General features: G+C 67.4%; 12 protein-coding genes, 1 pseudogene and 1 riboswitch. Of the genes and pseudogenes, 7 read left to right on the top strand and 6 right to left on the bottom strand.

Annotation, left to right across the window (positions count from 1 at the left end; genetic code table 11):
• Positions 1–14: 14 nt before the first annotated feature.
• The 4 genes and pseudogenes from J2X52_RS10860 to J2X52_RS10845 form a co-directional block, all read right to left on the bottom strand.
• On the bottom strand, positions 15–386 hold the full coding sequence (locus tag J2X52_RS10860) for a DUF423 domain-containing protein (protein ID WP_310152862.1): 372 nt from the start codon (positions 384–386) through the stop codon (positions 15–17).
• A gap of 227 nt (positions 387–613) precedes the next feature.
• Positions 614–1,768 (bottom strand): annotated as a pseudogene (locus J2X52_RS10855) (SRPBCC family protein); the annotation flags it as partial.
• 380 nt (positions 1,769–2,148) lie between these two features.
• Positions 2,149–2,790, bottom strand: a complete 642-nt coding sequence (locus J2X52_RS10850) for a response regulator transcription factor (protein ID WP_310152859.1) — start codon at positions 2,788–2,790, stop codon at positions 2,149–2,151.
• 22 nt (positions 2,791–2,812) lie between these two features.
• Entirely contained in the window at positions 2,813–4,027 is a 1,215-nt protein-coding gene (locus tag J2X52_RS10845) for a histidine kinase (protein WP_310152856.1), read from the bottom strand.
• A 178-nt stretch (positions 4,028–4,205) separates the two neighbouring features.
• Here J2X52_RS10845 and J2X52_RS10840 point away from each other — a divergent pair, with 178 nt between their 5' ends.
• The 6 genes from J2X52_RS10840 to J2X52_RS10815 all read left to right on the top strand — a co-directional run bounded on the left by J2X52_RS10840 (position 4,206) and on the right by J2X52_RS10815 (position 9,335).
• Positions 4,206–4,799, top strand: a complete 594-nt coding sequence (locus J2X52_RS10840; protein ID WP_310152851.1) for a GNAT family N-acetyltransferase — start codon at positions 4,206–4,208, stop codon at positions 4,797–4,799.
• Complete coding sequence (minC, locus tag J2X52_RS10835) at positions 4,799–5,584, top strand: septum site-determining protein MinC (protein ID WP_310152848.1); 786 nt, start codon at positions 4,799–4,801, stop codon at positions 5,582–5,584. Before J2X52_RS10840 ends, minC begins: the two co-directional genes overlap by 1 nt.
• A gap of 24 nt (positions 5,585–5,608) precedes the next feature.
• Positions 5,609–6,418: a septum site-determining protein MinD gene (gene minD, locus J2X52_RS10830; protein WP_310152845.1), complete on the top strand. Its 810-nt coding sequence runs from the start codon at positions 5,609–5,611 to the stop codon at positions 6,416–6,418.
• Between the two features lie 2 nt (positions 6,419–6,420).
• Positions 6,421–6,684, top strand: a complete 264-nt coding sequence (gene minE / locus J2X52_RS10825; RefSeq protein ID WP_310152842.1) for a cell division topological specificity factor MinE — start codon at positions 6,421–6,423, stop codon at positions 6,682–6,684.
• Between the two features lie 9 nt (positions 6,685–6,693).
• Positions 6,694–7,191, top strand: coding sequence for a hypothetical protein (locus J2X52_RS10820; protein WP_310152840.1), 498 nt, complete (start codon positions 6,694–6,696; stop codon positions 7,189–7,191).
• A 149-nt stretch (positions 7,192–7,340) separates the two neighbouring features.
• Positions 7,341–9,335, top strand: coding sequence for a M2 family metallopeptidase (locus J2X52_RS10815; protein WP_310152836.1), 1,995 nt, complete (start codon positions 7,341–7,343; stop codon positions 9,333–9,335).
• A gap of 72 nt (positions 9,336–9,407) precedes the next feature.
• Here J2X52_RS10815 and J2X52_RS10810 read toward each other — a convergent pair whose 3' ends face one another.
• A complete protein-coding gene (locus J2X52_RS10810) occupies positions 9,408–10,643 on the bottom strand; it encodes a multidrug effflux MFS transporter (RefSeq protein ID WP_310152833.1) in 1,236 nt (411 codons plus the stop codon).
• Between the two features lie 353 nt (positions 10,644–10,996).
• Positions 10,997–11,104: riboswitch (glycine riboswitch) on the top strand.
• Positions 11,105–11,191: 87 nt separating this feature from the next.
• Here J2X52_RS10810 and gcvP point away from each other — a divergent pair.
• The gene (gcvP, locus tag J2X52_RS10805; protein WP_310152830.1) at positions 11,192–14,080 is read left to right on the top strand and encodes an aminomethyl-transferring glycine dehydrogenase; all 2,889 of its coding nucleotides are present in this window, start codon (positions 11,192–11,194) and stop codon (positions 14,078–14,080) included.
• A 327-nt stretch (positions 14,081–14,407) separates the two neighbouring features.
• Here the strand turns inward: gcvP and J2X52_RS10800 are convergent, their stop codons facing one another.
• Positions 14,408–17,323, bottom strand: a complete 2,916-nt coding sequence (locus J2X52_RS10800) for an EAL domain-containing protein (RefSeq protein WP_310152975.1) — start codon at positions 17,321–17,323, stop codon at positions 14,408–14,410.
• Positions 17,324–17,476: the final 153 nt, after the last annotated feature.

The following is a 17,476-nucleotide window of genomic DNA, read 5'->3' as shown; positions in this document are numbered from 1 at the left end:
CTTGCGCTGAGCGATCAGCGCCGCACTGCGGCCACAGCCTGCAACAGCCAGCCCAGCATCGTCAGCATGCCGCCCCACGGGGCGAAGAACGAGGGTCCGCCGAACAGATGGCGCGACACCAGGGCGCCAGCGAACAGCAGCGTGCCGATCAGCAATGCGACCAGCGAGGCCAGTTCGAGCGTGCCGCGCACGGCGCGACCCAACACCACCAGCACGATGCCATGGCCGAACGCGAACACCGCCGCGGTCTGCAGTGCCGCGCGCGCATCGCCGTCGACGGCGTGCGATGCGTAGGCCGACAGGCCCACTGACAAGCCGGCCAGCAGTGCGCCGACAGCAACCAGCGCGCCGACATTCCGTGAACCACGCGGGGACCCGCCTCGCATTGCCATCTCCATTCATTGCAGCCAGCGCTGCGGCGGACCGCAATGCCATGAAACCACGGCTCTGAAACGACACACGCCGCATCCCGGAGGATGCGGCGTGCGCGTTGTTCAAGCGGCGCGGTGGACTGCGCTTACTCGGCCGGTGCGGCCTCGGGCGCCTCGGCAGCCTCGGCCGGAGCCGGCGCTGCGGCCGGCGCCGCTGCAGCAGCAGGCGCGGCATTCGGATCACGCAGCGTCCAGAACACTTCGAACTCGCCGTTTTCCGTGAAGGCGGTATCGACACCGTTGAGATAGTGCTCGTACGGACGATCAGTGACTTCGTAGCCCTGGGTCAATGCCCAGGCGCGGACCGCGTTGCGGACGTTGTCCAGCTCGGCCATGAAGCCCTTGTAGTTCGCCTTGGCGACGCGGGCGCGCGGCACGAACACCGCCTTCACCGGGCCCAGCAATTCCAGACCGGTCAGCTCGACTGCATCGGTGGTCGACGCGGCAACCGGCGGCGCTGCGGCAGCGGTTTCTTCACCCTCGCCACCGGCAGCCGCCGGGGCAGCGGGCGCGGCCGGACCGGTGCCACGCTTGCGCACCGGCATGCCGATGTCGAACGTGTAGGTCTCACGACCCAGCTCGGTGGTGATGATGCGCAGCGGACCGGCGGCCTCGAGATTGTTGGCAGCCATGGTGCGGTTGATCCACTCCACGTTGGCCTTCATCGAGTCCTGGATGACCTGGTTGTTGCGCTCGACGGCGCCCGCGGCGACGACCAGCAGGTTCTCGGCCGGACGATCAGTGGCGGTCAGGTTGGCCAGGGTGCTGCCTTCGGCGCGGTAATCGACGTTCGGCACCGCGGCCAGCATGTTGGTCAGACGACCCAGACCCAGCTTGATGCCATCACCGACGTTGCGGCTGACGTAAAGACCGGCAAAACGCCCCAGCAGATCCCAGCCGTAATCGACGCTGTAGGTCTGGGTGATCTCGATGTTGCGGTTGTTGCGACCGGTCGGCCTCAAGGTGAAGGTGGTCGTCTTGTTGTTGCCGCGGGTCGGATTCTCGACCGCGTAGACCACGCGACGGCCCGGCTCGGATTCGGTGATTTCCCAGCTGCCGTCACCGACGCGCTTGAGGGACGAGCTGTAGTCGATGCGGGCACCGACGCCGGCTTCGGGACCGGACACCTTGAGCTCGGCGTTCGGATCGTAGGCGGTGACCGGAGACCAGTCCTTGAAGCGAAGCACGCTGTTGAGCGTGTCGAACACGATCGTCTGGCGGCGGTTGGTTTCCGCTGATTCGGTCAAGGTGCGGCTGGAGGGAAGCAGTACGGCCACCACGAGAAACAGCACGGCGACGATGACACAAGAAATCAGCAGTTCGAGCAGACGGGTCATTCAGAGTTCTCCAGGACCAAATCCGGCCTGAGGCGGCACAGACCGGCAATCGTATCAAGTTGCGTGTTACCGGGCGAGTGTATTCAAGCTTCGATTTGAAGCGCCGCCCGGCGGGTTGGAGATCGGCCTGCGCGCCGCTCGTCGCGCCAGGGTCGGCACAGTTGGCAAGTCGATGTCGGCAGCGGGTGCGTGCGTGCATCACAAGAGGGCGCGGCGGCCAGTGGGGACCTCAGGCCGGCGCGGGTTGTGGGTGCCGCGCGCCACCTAGGTGCGCTCACGTATGCCGAGCTTGGACAGGGTGAGAAACGCCTGCTCGCGAACCGCAGGTACGCAGACGTTTCGAACGCCCGCCGCGCTGCAGCGGGCCGGGCACCCTGCCGTCAGACCAGCTGCAGCTCGAAGGCCTTGAGCACAGCCCGGGTACGGTCGCGCACGCCGAGCTTGGACAGAATGTTCGACACGTGGTTCTTGATCGTGCCTTCAGCCACGCCCAGCGAATTGGCAATTTCCTTGTTGGAAAAGCCGCCCGCCATCAGCCGCAGGATTTCGGTTTCGCGATCGGTCAGCGGGTCCGGACGTTCGAGACTGACGAATTCGTTGCGCATCTGCTCCAGACCGGTGAGCAGGCGCTGTGTTACCGCGGGCTGCACCAGCGAACCACCGCCGGCGACGGTGCGGATGGCGCCGACCAGCTGGTCGAGCGACACGTCCTTGAGCAGATAGCCCTTGGCGCCAGCCTTGAGGCCCGCCAGCACCAACTGGTCATCGTCGAAGGTGGTCAGGATGATCGTCGGTGGCAGCGTGCCTGCGCGCGACAGCGCCTGGATCGCCTCCAGTCCGGACATCGCCGGCATGCGCATGTCCATCAGCACGACGTCGGGCTTGACCTGCGGAATGGTTTCGACCGCCTGCTTGCCGTCGGAGGCCTCGGCGATCACCTCGATCCCGCCATCAAGCGCGAGCAGCGAACGGATGCCCTGGCGGACCAGGGTCTGGTCGTCGACCAGACAGACTCGAATCATGGTGTGTCCCCTCGATGCGGATTCATGCCGGCGCCTGCGCCCTGCCCCGCCGCGCAGCATCGCGCAGCCCGGTCGCATCCGCCAGCGGCAGTTCCAGCTTCAGCACGAAGCCCCGCTCGGGTGCGGTTTCCACCTGCAGGGTGCCGCCATAGGCCGCGAGGCGCTCGCGCATGCCGGTCAGCCCATTGCCGATGCGCGCCGCCTCGGCGCCCCGTCCATCGTCGCGTGCGTCGACGCGGATCGTGTCGCGGTCCTGGCTGTAGCGCAGGCGCAGCAGGCTGGCCCCGGAATGGCGCACGGCATTGGTGATGATCTCCTGCGTGCAGCGCAGCAGTACGTGCGCGCGCTCGGGATCGTCGACGACGAACTGCACCGGCAACTGCATGTCCACCTGCAGACTGGGCACATGCTCGGCCAGCGGCAGTAGGGTCGCGCGCATGTCGATCGCATCGTCGTCGCGTAATTGGCTCACTGCTTCGCGTACGTCGCTGAGCAGCAGCTTGGCCAGCGTCTGCGCCTGGCCCACGTGTTCCTGCGCCTGACCGCTGGCGAGATGGCTGGCGATTTCCAGATTGAGGCTCAACGCGGTGAGGTGATGACCGAGCAGATCGTGCAGTTCGCGCGAGATGCGGGTGCGCTCGTTGACGCGCACGCTTTCGGCCAACAGGGCGCGGGTGGCGCGCAGTTCGGCGTTGAGGCGGCGCTGTTCCTCGCGGGCCTGGGCCTGCTGGCGCGCCACCAATCCGATGACGAAAACGAATCCGGTAAACCCCACGTACAGCGCCGCCTGCAGCACCGCCTCGGCCAAAGTGAAATCCAGGCCGCGCACGTACACCGGCACGATCACGAACTCGCAGCCCACCAGCAGCGCCACGCCCATCCAGACCGGCAATAGCCACGGCAACACGCAGGCGACCACCATCAGCAGGATGCTGCCAAGGCCGGTCTGGCTGTAGTAACTGATCCCGATCGCACTACCTACCAGCAGCAGCAGTAACAGTTGGTCGAACTTGCGGATCCGCCGCTCGCCCAGGCCGCGCGTCAGCCAGCCGTAGCTGAGTCCGAACACCACCCAGGCCGTCCACGTGGGCCAGCTGTCGAGGATGGCGCGCTGGCCGCCCTCTCCCAACTGCTCGGCCGGCGCCATCGTCACCATCAGCAACGGCAGACCGATCACCGCCCAGGTGAAGAGGCCGGCGATGCGCAGCAGACGGTTGTGGTTCAGATGACGGAGCATGCCGGCATGTTAGGCGCATGTCGGTGCGTGTGAACGGGTCTGAAGTCATGCAATCGACGTCGCAGCCGGTCGCCCCTCCGCCACCGGCATGCAATAATCCGGCCCTGTGCGACGCGCAGCGGCAGGAGCGCCGCACCCGGTCGTCTCGCGCGTCCATCGGTAGTCTCTGGAGTCTGGAATGTCGATCGTCGTCCGCGACGTGCATGCGCACGAGCTGGATTCCATCCTCGAACTCAACAACGCCGCCGGCCCCTCGATCCTGCCGCTGGATGCGGTCCGCCTCCGCAGGCTGCACGACACTGCGGAGTACTTCCGGGTCGCCGAACGCGACTCGGTGATGGTGGGGTTTCTGATCGGCTTCGGCGCCGGCAGTGGCCATGACAGCAGCAACTTCCGTTGGTTCGAGTCCCATTACACCGAGTTCTTCTATATCGACCGCGTCGTGGTCGCCAGCCGTCGCCGTGGCGGCGGCGTGGGCCGCGCGTTCTACGCCGACGTGCAGAGCTATGCGGAAGTGCGCTACCCGCTGTTGACCTGCGAAGTCTTCCTCGAACACGACAACGACCCGGTGCGCCTGTTCCACGGGAGTTTCGGCTTCCGCGAGGTCGGCCAGCACGTGATGCCCGGTGCAGGCATCCGGGCCTCGATGCTGGTCAAGGACATGTGCAGCTACGCCTGGGTCCGCGAGACCTATGGCGGCACGCTGCCCGACGCACCCTGGCTGGGCCGCCCCCGCGTGCCTGTCCGCACCACCGAGGAGACGAAAGCCTGATGGCGTCCCGCCCTGCCCCCGCCACCGATTTCGAACCGGCCGGCGAACTGAAGATCGGCCAGGTCGGCATCGCCAACCTGCGCGTGCGCACCCTCGATGTCGCCCGCCTGGCGGATGAAATGCGCAGCCGCGTGACGCGCGCGCCCAAGCTCTTCGACCGCGCCGCGGTGATCCTCGATTTCGGCGGACTCGCCGAACTGCCCGACAAGACCACGGCGCAGGCCCTGATCGACGCCCTGCGCGATGCCGGCGCACTGCCGGTCGCGCTGGCCTGGGGCAGCCCGGCCAACGCCGCGCTGGCCGAAGCGCTGGACCTGCCGGTGCTGTCGAAGTTCCGCGCCCAGTACGAAAACGCCGACGCGGTGACTGCACCGGCACCGCCGCGTGCGTCGACCGCGCCGGAGCCGGCCGCAGCGCCGCCGGCCACAAAGGCGGCAGCTGCCGCCGCAGCTGCGGAACCGGGTCTGGTGCAGGCGTCAGCGGTGCGCTCGGGACAACAGCTGTATGCCCAGAACCGCGACCTCACCGTGCTGTCCTCGGTTGGTGCCGGCGCCGAAGTCATTGCTGACGGTTCCATCCATATTTACGGTCCGCTACGCGGCCGTGCACTGGCAGGCGCACAGGGCAGTCCGACTGCGCGTATCTTCTGCCGCAGTTTCCACGCCGAGCTGGTCGCAGTCGCGGGCCATTACAAAGTGCTGGACGATATTCCCCGCGAACTCCATGGCAAGGCCGTCCAGGTCTGGCTGGAGCATGACGAATTGAAGATCGCCGCACTCGAGTGACGGCGACATACCAGGAGATGTGTTTTGGCTGAAATCATCGTAGTCACCTCGGGCAAGGGCGGCGTCGGCAAGACCACCAGCAGCGCGAGCATCGCCATCGGCCTCGCCCGGCAGGGCAAGCGCACGGCGGTCGTCGACTTCGACGTGGGCCTGCGCAACCTCGACCTGATCATGGGCTGCGAGCGCCGCGTGGTGTACGACCTGGTCAACGTGGTGCAGGGCGAAGCGTCGCTGAAACAGGCGCTGATCAAGGACAAGCGGTTCGACAACCTCTATGTGCTGGCCGCATCGCAGACCCGCGACAAGGACGCGCTGACCACCGAAGGCGTGGAGCGCGTGCTCAAGGAGCTCGCCGACGACGGCTTCGAGTACATCGTCTGTGACTCGCCGGCCGGCATCGAGAAGGGCGCGTTCCTGGCGATGTACTTCGCCGACCGCGCCGTCGTGGTCGTCAACCCGGAAGTCTCGTCGGTGCGCGACTCCGACCGCGTCATCGGCCTGCTGCAGTCCAAGACCCGCCGCGCCGAAAACGGCGAGCGCGTGCAGGAACATCTGCTGCTGACCCGCTACAGCCCCGCGCGCGTGGAGACCGGCGAAATGCTGTCGATCACTGACGTCGAAGAAGTGCTGGGCCTGAAGACGATCGGCGTGATTCCCGAATCCGGCGATGTGCTCAATGCGTCCAACAAGGGCGAGCCGGTGATCCTGTCGGCTGAATCCAGCGCCGGCCAGGCCTACGACGACGCCGTCGCGCGCCTGCTGGGCCAGGAGCGCCCGATGCGCTTCACCACCGTGGACAAGAAGGGCTTCTTCAGCAAGCTGTTCGGAGGCTGATCATGGGTATGTTCGATTTCCTCAAGCCGAAGAAGAACACCGCGTCGATCGCGAAGGACCGGCTGCGCATCATCGTCGCGCAGGAACGGACCAACCGCGGTGCCCCCGACTATCTGCCGCTGCTGCAGCGTGAGCTGCTCGAGGTGATCCGCAAGTACGTCAGCATCGACGTCGACGCCGTCAAGGTAGATCTGGTCAAGGACGGCGACCACGACGTGCTGGACATCTCGGTCGCCCTGCCCGAAGAGCGGCAAGCCACCGCCTGAGCCGCACCGGTGGATGCGCAACGCACGATCGACGCGCCGGACACGGCCGAACCTGTGCTGTGTCTGGCCGACATCGGCTTCGACGCACCGGCCGCCCTGCTCGCGGGTTACGGACTGACCCTGCATCGCGTGCCCGACGGCGCGCCGATTCCGGGCAGTTACTGGGGCGCACCGGAAGCCGGCATCATCGGCGTCGACGTGCATGCGCGTGGCGACACGCCGGTGCATTCGCTGCTGCACGAGGCCGGTCATCTGATCGTGCTGCCGCCCGAGCGCCGCGCCGCGGTGCATACCGACGCGACCGATTCGGTCGAGGAAGAAGACGCGACCTGCTATCTGCAGATCCTGCTGGCCGATGCGCTGCCGGGTGTCGGCCGCGATCGCCTGATGGCGGACATGGACACCTGGGGCTACACCTTCCGCCTCGGCTCGACGCGCGCGTGGTTCGAACAGGATGCGGAAGATGCGCGCGCGTGGCTGCTCGCGCGGGATCTGCTGCCCTCGTAGGCGTGGCGCATGGCCGCGACGGGACACTTCCGGTAACGCCCCTCGCGCCCCTGGACCGCTCTTGCATGCACGTTCCTGCGTTCGATTCACTTGCGGGCATCCAGCCGCCGCACTAGCCTCCCGGTTCCCATGCTGACCGGAAGCTGTCCGTGAAGAAGTCCCACGCCACCCTGCTCGCCCTGGCCATCGCCGCGAGCCTGACGCTCGCCGGTTGCAACCGTTCCGAATCGCCCGACGCTGGCACTACCGCCGCTGCGCCCGCAGGCGAGACCGCCGACCAGTTCATCGCCCGCGTCAACGAGGAAGTCAGGGCGCTGATGCCGGAGTTGACCGCCTCGCAGTGGCTGTCGGCGACCTACATCAACGACGACAGCCAATTGCTTGCCGCCAAGTACAACGAGCGCTATCTCGCCCAGCTCAACAGCTGGATCGAGCAGGCACGCAAGTTCGAAGGCCAGCAGATGTCGCTCGAGACCGCCCGCGCGATCAACCTGCTCAAGCTCGGCGCCGCCATGCCACCGCCGCGCAATCCCGAGCACCTCGCCGAGCTCACCCGCATCGCGTCGAAGATGGAGGGTACCTACGGCGCCGGCCAGTACTGCACCGGCGAAGGCGAGGCGCGCAGCTGCCGCCAGCTTGGTCAGCTCGAAGACGTGCTGCGCAGCAGCCGCGACTACGACGCGCAGCTCGACGCCTGGCAGGGCTGGCACACGATCGCCCAGCCGATGCGCGCCGACTACATGCGCTTCGTCGAACTCGTCAACGAAGGCGCGCGCGATCTCGGCTTCGCCGATGCAGGCGAGGCCTGGCGCTCGGGCTACGACATGCCGCCGGCCGAACTCGCTGCCGAGACCGATCGCCTGTGGAACCAGGTCAAGCCGCTGTACGAGCAGCTGCACTGCTACACCCGCACGCGCCTGGAAGCACGCTATCCGGGCCGTGGCACCGTCGAGGGCGGCCTGCTGCCCGCGCATCTGATGGGCAACATGTGGCAGCAGGACTGGGGCAACCTCTGGGACGTGCTGCAGCCCTACCCGAACGCGGGCGACCTCGACATCACCGGCGCGCTGGAGAAGACCTACCAGGCGCAGCTCAACGAGCGGATGGTCAAGGAGAACGCGCTGATCGATTCCGATCGTCGCGCCGACATCGCCCATGCCGCACAGCTCGACAACGCCAAGCAGATGAACGAGCGCGCGCAGGATTTCTACACCTCGCTCGGCATGCCCGCGCTGCCTGAGAGCTTCTGGACCAAGACCCAGTTCATCAAACCGCGCGACCGTGACGTGGTGTGCCACGCCAGCGCCTGGGACATGAACATGGCCGGCGACGTGCGCACCAAGATGTGCACCAAGCCGAACGAGGAAGACTTCACGACGATCTACCACGAGCTGGGCCACGTCTATTACTACCTCGCCTACAACGGCCGCCCGCCGCTGTTCCAGAGCGGTGCGCACGACGGCTTCCACGAAGCGATCGGCGACACCATCGTGCTGTCGATGACGCCGCAGTACCTGCAGTCGATCGGCCTGGTCGGCGAGCAGCAGCAGACCCAGGAATCGCTGGTCAACTCGCAGATGCGCATGGCGCTGGCGAAGGTGTCGTTCCTTCCGTTCGGGCTGATGATCGACCGCTGGCGCTGGGGCGTGTTCGACGGCTCGATCACGCCGGAGACCTACAACAGCGCGTGGTGGTCGCTCAAGGCGCAGTACCAGGGCGTCGCCCCGGCCACCACACGCGGCGAGGAATTCTTCGACGCCGGCGCCAAGTACCACGTGCCGGGCAACACGCCGTACACGCGCTACTTCCTGTCGCACGTGCTGCAGTTCCAGTTCTACAAGGCGTTGTGCGATGCGTCGGGCCACACCGGCCCGTTGAACGAGTGCAGCTTCTACGGCAACAAGGCGGCCGGCGAGAAGTTCTGGGCGATGCTCGAGAAGGGCAACAGCCAGCCCTGGCAGCAGACGCTGAGGGAATTGACCGGCGGCGAACAGATGGACGCCGCGCCAGTGCTCGAATACTTCGCACCGCTGCAGACCTGGCTCACCCAGCAGAACGAAGGCAAGACCTGCGGCTGGACCGCGCCGGCCACGGCGCAGTCGCCTGCACCTGCACCTGCCGCGCCGGCGCCGACGCAGGGCTGAGCCGACGTCGCGTGGAACTCCGAAAAGGGTCGGCATCCGCCGACCCTTCTTCGTGTCCGCCGCCCACCGGACTCACATCTGGTCGGTCGGCTCCAGCGACGCGGGATCGCGCGGGCAACCCGGCGGTCGCGTGCCGCGCGAGAGCTCCCATCGCCAGAACATCCAGCCGACCAGCATGAACGCCGCCGACGTCACCGCGAGCAGCAGCGGCTGATGGCTGACCAGGGGCGACAGCAGTCCGGCGACTGCGGCATTGAGCACCAGACCGGTGAACGCCTGCAGCGACGAGGCCGACCCACGCTGACGCGGATACATGTCGAGGATGGCGAGCGTCAGGATCGGGAATGTCAGCGCGATGCCGAAGGAATTGAGCATCGCCGGCATCACCGCCCACGGAATCGCGGGCTGGTCGACGAGCAAGTTGTAGGCGACGTTCAATACCATTGCGACGCCGCTGCAGGCGAATCCGATATTCGCCAGCCGCGTGCCGGTGATGCGCCCCGCCGCGCGCCCGGACACCCATGAGCCGAGCATCATGCCGCTGATCATCGGCACGAAGAACCAGCCGAACTGGCGCTCGTTGAGGCCCAGCACGTCGACGACGAACACCGGCGTCGAGGCGATGTACAGAAACAGCGCCGAGAAATTGAACGCACCCGCGGCGGCAATGCGCTGGAAACGGCTGTTGACGACGATCGCCACGTAGTCGCGCAGCAGCCGGCGCGGCGCCAGCGAGATGCGATGTTCGCGCGGATGGGTTTCCGGCAACCACAACCAGACCACGACCAGCAGCGCCAGCGAGAACGCGACCAGGAACCAGAAGATCAGCGGCCACCGCCCCCAGCCCAGCAGCCAGCCACCGATGATCGGCGCGATGGCCGGGGCGATGCTGAAGATCATCATGACCTGGCTCATCAGCCGCTGTGCATCGTCGCCCTGCAATACGTCGCGGATCACCGCGCGGCCCACGATCAGGCCCACGCCGGCAGACAGCCCCTGCAGCGCGCGGAACCACAGCAGCGTGGTCAGATCGGTCGACAGCGCGCAGCCCACCGACGCCAGCACGAAGATCGCCAGGCCCCCGAGGATCACCGCACGCCGGCCGATCGCATCCGACAACGGCCCATGCACGATGCTCATCAGCGCGTAGGCGATCAGGTACACCGCGATCGTCTGCTGCATCGCGGCCGGGTCGGCGTTTAGATCGCCGCCCATCGCCGGAAACGCCGGGAAGATCGTGTCGATCGAGAACGGGCCGAACATCGCCAGGCCCGCCAGCAGCAGCGCCAGGGTGCGGATCGACGGCATGCGCGGCTGTCTCACGCGCGCACCCGCAAGGCGCCTGCGGCGACGGCTGCAACACGAGGCGCTGGCACGCAGGCGACGGCAGGAGAACAGGATTCGGACATCGGGACACCGGCAGACGTCCGCATTCACGGACCGGGCGCGGCGCAGACGCCGCGAGAAGCGCGACATCATAGGCCGGCCGACGCGCACGCCCCGGCAACGGCGCGTTCCGTCCGGGCGCCGAGGCACGCGCGGGCGCGCGGAGTGGCCGGTATACTGCGACGCGTATGCAGTGGGAGAAGCGGGCGCTCGTTGTGAGCGTCCCTGCCGTAGGCGCAACCGCCCGGAATCGCTCAGGCCCAGTACCGCTGCAGCGGCAACACTCTGGAGAGACCGGAGGCCCGTGAAGGGCGCACCCGGCGCCGAAGGGGCACGAAGCGCACCGCTTCCAAACTCTCAGGCAAAAGGACAGAGGGGCACGCGGAAGACCGGCGGTCTTCGGCCATCGTCGTCCAGAGCGGATCGACGTGGGCATGCGCCGGCATTCCTTGAGCCCCGCCCTTTTCCGGATGCCCGCCATGACCGCTTCGACCCTGCGCGACCTCGAACACCATTCGGCCTTCGTCGAGCGCCATATTGGCCCGAACGATGCCGAGATCGCCCACATGCTCGGCGTGGTCGGCCACGACTCGCTCGACGCGCTGACCGACGCGATCGTGCCCGGTAGCATCGCCTCGCGCAGTCCGCTCGCCCTGCCCGACGCGATGACCGAAGTCGACGCGCTGGCGAAGATCCGCGGTGTCGCCAAGCAGAACACCGTGCTGCGCAGCGTCATCGGCCAGGGCTATTACGGCACCCACACGCCGAACGTCATCCTGCGCAACATCCTCGAGAATCCGGCCTGGTACACGGCCTACACCCCCTACCAGGCGGAAATCTCGCAGGGCCGCATGGAAGCGCTGATCAACTTCCAGACGATGGTCACCGACCTGACCGGCATGGATATCGCCAACGCCTCGCTGCTCGACGAGGCGACCGCCGCCGCCGAAGCGATGACGCTGGCCAAGCGTTCGGCGAAGTCGAAGTCCAACGTGTTCTTCGTCGCCGACGACGTGCATCCGCAGACGCTCGACGTGCTGCGCACGCGCGCCGATGGCCTCGGCATCGAACTGCTGATCGGCCCAGCCGCCGACGCATCGGGCGCCGACACCTACGGCGTGCTGCTGCAGTACCCCAACACCTTCGGCCGCATCGAGGATCACTCGTCGGTCGCCGACGCAGTGCACGCGCGCGGCGGCGTCGTCGCGGTTGCGACCGACCTGCTCGCCCTGACCCTGATCCAGGCCCCGGGCCGCTGGGGTGCCGACATCGTCGTGGGCAACTCGCAGCGCTTTGGCGTGCCCTTCGGCTTCGGCGGCCCGCACGCCGGCTTCATGGCCTGCCGCGACGCCTACAAGCGCTCGATGCCGGGCCGCCTGATCGGCGTGTCGGTGGACGCGGCCGGCAATCAGGCCTATCGCCTGACGCTGCAGACCCGCGAGCAGCACATCCGCCGCGAGAAGGCGACGTCGAACATCTGCACCGCGCAGGTGCTGCTGGCGGTGATGGCGTCGATGTACGCCGTCTACCACGGCCCCGACGGCCTGACCCGGATCGCCCGCCGCACGCACCGCTTCGCATCGATCCTCGCAGCGGCGCTGGGCAAGGCCGGCGTCAACGTCGGCAATGCGTTCTTCGACACGCTGCACGTGACCGGCGTCGATGCCGATGCGCTGCACGCCAAGGCGCGCGACGCCGGCTTCAACCTGCGCGCGATCGACACCTCGTCGGTCGGCATCAGCCTCGACGAGACCACGACCCGCGATGAAGTGATCGCGCTGGCGGAGCTCTTTGGCGCGCACGCCGACATCGAGGCGCTCGACGCTGCGACCGCCGATGCGCTGCCGACGGCGCTCGCGCGCGACACGCAGTTCATGACCCACCCGGTGTTCAACACCCACCACAGCGAACACGAACTGCTGCGCTACATGCGCACCCTGGCCGATCGCGACCTGGCGATGGACCGCACGATGATCCCGCTGGGCTCGTGCACGATGAAGCTCAACGCGACCGCCGAGATGATCCCGGTCACCTGGCCCGAGTTCGCCAACATCCACCCGCTCGCGCCGGCCGCCCAGACTGCGGGCTACACCGAGCTGATCGACGGCCTGGAAGCGATGCTGGTCGAGATCACCGGCTATGACGCGGTGAGCTTCCAGCCCAACTCCGGCGCGCAGGGCGAGTTCGCCGGCCTGCTCGCGATCCGCGCCTACCAGCAGGCGCAGGACCAGGGCCATCGCGACATCTGCCTGATCCCCGAATCCGCACACGGCACCAATCCCGCATCGGCGCAGATGGTCGGCATGACCGTGGTCGTGACCCGCTGCGACAAGGACGGCAACGTCGACATCGACGACATCCGCGCCAAGGCCGAGAAGTATTCGGACCGCCTGGCCGCGCTGATGATCACCTACCCGTCCACGCACGGCGTGTTCGAGGAGGACGTGGTCGCGATCTGCGACATCGTCCACCAGCACGGCGGCCAGGTGTACACCGACGGCGCCAACATGAACGCCCTCGTCGGCGTGGCCAAGCCCGGCAAATGGGGCTCGGACGTCAGCCATCTGAACCTGCACAAGACCTTCTGCATTCCGCACGGCGGCGGCGGCCCGGGCGTCGGCCCATGCGCGGTAAAGTCGCACCTGGCGCCCTACCTGCCGCGCGCGCTCGGCGGCGACGGCGCAGTCGGCATGGTGTCGGCGGCGACCTTCGGCTCGGCCTCGATCCTGCCGATCAGCTGGATGTACATCGCGATGATGGGCGCGCAGGGCCTGCGCCGCGCCACCCAGGTCGCGCTGCTCAACGCCAACTACGTCGCCAGGCGCCTGGCGCCGCACTACCCGACGCTCTACACCGGCCGCAACGACCTCGTCGCGCACGAGTGCATCCTCGACCTGCGCCCGATCAAGGACGCGACCGGCATCAGCGCCGAGGACGTGGCCAAGCGTCTGATCGACTTCGGCTTCCATGCGCCGACGCTGAGCTTCCCGGTGAGTGGCACGCTGATGGTGGAACCGACCGAGAGCGAATCGCTGCACGAGCTCGACCGCTTCATCGACGCGATGATCCAGATCCGCGACGAAATCCGCGCGATCGAAGACGGCCGCCTGGACCGTGAGGACAACCCGCTCAAGCACGCGCCGCACACGGCGATGCAGGTCACCGCCAGCGAGTGGACCCACGCCTACCCGCGGGAACTGGCCGCGTTCCCGCTGGCGACGCTGCGCCACACCAAGTACTGGCCGCCGGTCGCGCGTGTCGACAACGTGCACGGTGACAAGAACGTCTTCTGCAGCTGCATTCCGATCGGCTCGGCCGAAGACGAGCCCGAGGCTTTCAGCGAGCCGGACATCGTCTGAGCCATGGCGCGCAGAACGACCGGCGCTGCCCGGTCTGTCTGCGCGTGATGTCGCGGTTTTCCAGGCTTCCGTCGCGGTAGGGGAACCGCATCCGCCTGCGCGCATTCGCGCGCCGCCAGTGCATCCAGCGACGCATCGATGCGATGGCGACAGTGTGCCGATGCGCCCTGTAGCACGACACCAGGCGCGTCAGCGCGCCGCAAGTCCGCCAGCGAGCGCATGGTCAAACGCAGGCCGCGAAGCGCACACATGGAGCCCACGCTCGGCTTGACCGGTAGCTGCTGCACGACACGGCATGTCGATGCCGGCCCGGCTCGGCCGGGACAATCAGTCGATATCGCTGGTCTCACCCACCAGCGTGTCGAGCAGCGTGTCGATGGGCATCGGACGGCCGAGGTAATAGCCCTGCGCCTGGTCGCAGCCATGCGTGCGCAGCCAGTCGAGCTGCTCGGACGCTTCCACGCCCTCGGCGATGACCGACAGGCCCAGCCCGTGGCCGAGCGCGATCATCGCGCGACAGATCGCGGCGCTGCGCGGGTCGCAGGTCACGTCGCGTACGAAGGCCCGGTCGATCTTCAGGTGATCGAGTGGCAGATCCCGCAGATAGGCCATGCTGGAGAAGCCGGTTCCGAAATCATCGATCGACAGGCACAGGCCTGCATCCCGCAGTGTGCCCATCACCGCGCGTGCGTGGTCCGGCTGGCGCAGCAGCACGCTTTCGGTGAGTTCAAGATGCAGCGCACGCCGCGGCAGCGCATGGCGCTCGAACAGATGGCGAATCGATTCCGCGCACAGGCCGGACTCGAACTGGACGGCCGAGACATTGACCGCAATCGCGATGTGGCCGTGCCCGGCGGCCGCCAAGCGCGCATGCATGCGCGCGGACTCCTCCAGTACCCAGTTGCCGATCGGCACGATCAGGCCCGATTCCTCGCATAGCGGAATGAACCGGGCCGGCGGCGTATAGCGTCCATCGGCGTGACGCCAGCGCAACAGGGCTTCGATCGCGACGACACGCCCGTCGCGCAGGCGCTGGATCGGCTGGAAATGTAGTTCGAACTCCTCGCGCTCGTGGGCCTGGCGCAACTGCCGCACCATCTCCAGACGCGCCGACGCCTGTTCGGCCATGCACGCGCCATAGGGCACCACACGCCGGTTCTCGCGACGCGCGTGCAGCGACGCGAGCGCAGCATGTCCGATCACCTTTTCCGCGCCCCCTTCATCGCAGGGCCCGCTGGCCAGGCCGATCCACGCTTCGAGCGAGAACGTGCCGCCCTCGGAATCGACCGGTGTGCCGATCGCCTGGAGCAGGCTTGCGACCATGGCGTCCAGTTCGCCGGGATCGAGCGCCGCGATGACGAAGGTCTCGGCCGGCATATAGCCGCAGGCCCCGTAACGTGCGGCGACTTCGCTGAAACGTGCTGCCGCCGCACACAGGATGTTCTCGCCTGCACGGCGTCCCAGCGTGGGCGCGATGAGTTCCAGGTCGCGCAACTGCACATAGGCGATCGCGAAGCCTGCGCCGCCGTCTGCGGCGCAATGCGAATCGAGCTGATCGGCAAGTGCGGTCAGGGTCAGCATGCCGGTGGTCGGGTCATGGTCCGCGCGCCAGGCGAGGTCACGCTCGTAGCTCATGCGCGCACTGACGTCTTCAGCCAGCACCAGGCGCGCCGCGCGCCCGTCGAGCTCGATCGTGCGCGCGTGCACGCGGACCTCGATATGCCGCGCATCCCGCGTCATCAACGTCCAGAGACGGTCCTGCGCGCTCTGGCCGCCGCCGGGCATCAACGCCTCGCGGCCCGCCGCCCGCTCCTCTGGCGCGAGCAGCTCCAGAACCGTCATCTGCAGCAGGTCGTCGCGGCTGTAGCCATAGGCCTCCACCGCGGCCTCGTTGACCGCCAGAAACCGCAGGTTTTCGAGGTCGTAGACCCAGGCAGGCAATGGATTGCGCTCGAAGATGTGCCGGAACTGCAATTCGGCGCGCGCAACGCGCTGCTGGGCATCGTGCTGCTCGGTCACATCGAGCGCCGTGCCGGCCATGACCGGCTCAGGCGCATCACTGACCGTCGCGCCGCGCACCCTGAGCCAACGGATGCGACTGTCGGGCAGCCGCACACGATATTCCTGTATGAACGGTCTCCGGTCGCTCTGCGATGCCGCGAGCTCTGCCGCGATTCCAGCCCTGTCGTCCTCGTGGATGCGATCGACGAAAGCCTGCGCCGCACGCCATTCGTCCGCGCCCTCCAGCCCGTAGAGCGCCGCCATTTCCCGGCTTGCGCGGACCTGCCCGGTGCGCGGAAACAGGCGCCAGACACCGGTCCCCGATGCGAGCTGGGCCTGCTGCAACCACTGCGCCTGCGCCTCGAGTTCCGCCATCAATGCCTCACGCGCGGCCTGATCCCTGTGCGCGCGGCGCACGACGAATCCGAAGACGAGCCAGTACAGCAAGGCCAGCACCAGCGCGCAGGTTGCATACACCCGCCACTGCGCCAGTGCTTCGTGCAGGCCAATGCCGGCGCTCACCACGAAGGGATAGTCGCTCGTCTTGCTGAAGGTCACGGCACGCTCGACGCCGTCGAGCTGGCTCACGTGGTGTTCGCTGAAGGGGGCATCCTCACCGCGGGCGCCGGCCGGCAGATCGACCTGCTTGCCCACGTACTCGCCGAACTGGCCGAAACGCGCCACGACGACCCCGTCCTGCGTATAAATCGTCGCACTGCCCTCGCGCCCGATATCGAGCGCATCGACCATGCTTTCAAGTTCGCTGGTGCGAAACAGCGCAACCAGCCAGCCGTCGTCGCGGGTCGGCATCGCAAGCGGCAGCAGCCAGCCCTCGGCACGCGGCAACAGCGGTCCGGCCGCCAAGGGCGCCTCGGACGGCACCAGTTCTGAGACCCAATGCGCGATCCGCGGATCGCTGCCGGCTGGGCCGGCACCGTTCGGATCGAACCGGAGAATGTCTTCCAGCTCGTCATGCCGGCTCACGACCCCGCTGATCCAGATGTCGAGACGCGACGCCGCTTCCGGCGCAGGCGTCGCCGCGTTCGCGACATCCCCGGCCACAATCCCGCGCATCGCGCGCTGGATGTTGCGAAGTTCGTAGTGCAGCAGGCGGTCGACACCGGTCGCCAGCGCCATGCTCTGGCGGGACGCCGCGTCGAGGCGCGCCTGCCGCTCCAGCAGTACCAGAGCGCACAACCCAGCTGTGAGGACAACGCCGAGCCAGATGCCGATGTTTCGCATCGCACGCACGGATCGCGGTCGTCGCAATTGCCTGACTTCGAGTCTGTCGTCCATCCCGGACCTGTCGGTGCTCCGCAACAGCGTGGCTCGTCCGCTCCCTGGGAGCACCAGCATGCCGCGCCCTGGGCGGCCTGTGGCGCTGAGAAAATTCTG

The sequence above is a fragment of the Luteimonas sp. 3794 genome (assembly GCF_031456825.1).
Lineage (GTDB): Bacteria > Pseudomonadota > Gammaproteobacteria > Xanthomonadales > Xanthomonadaceae > Luteimonas.
This window is presented reverse-complemented; position numbering and strand designations above follow the sequence as displayed.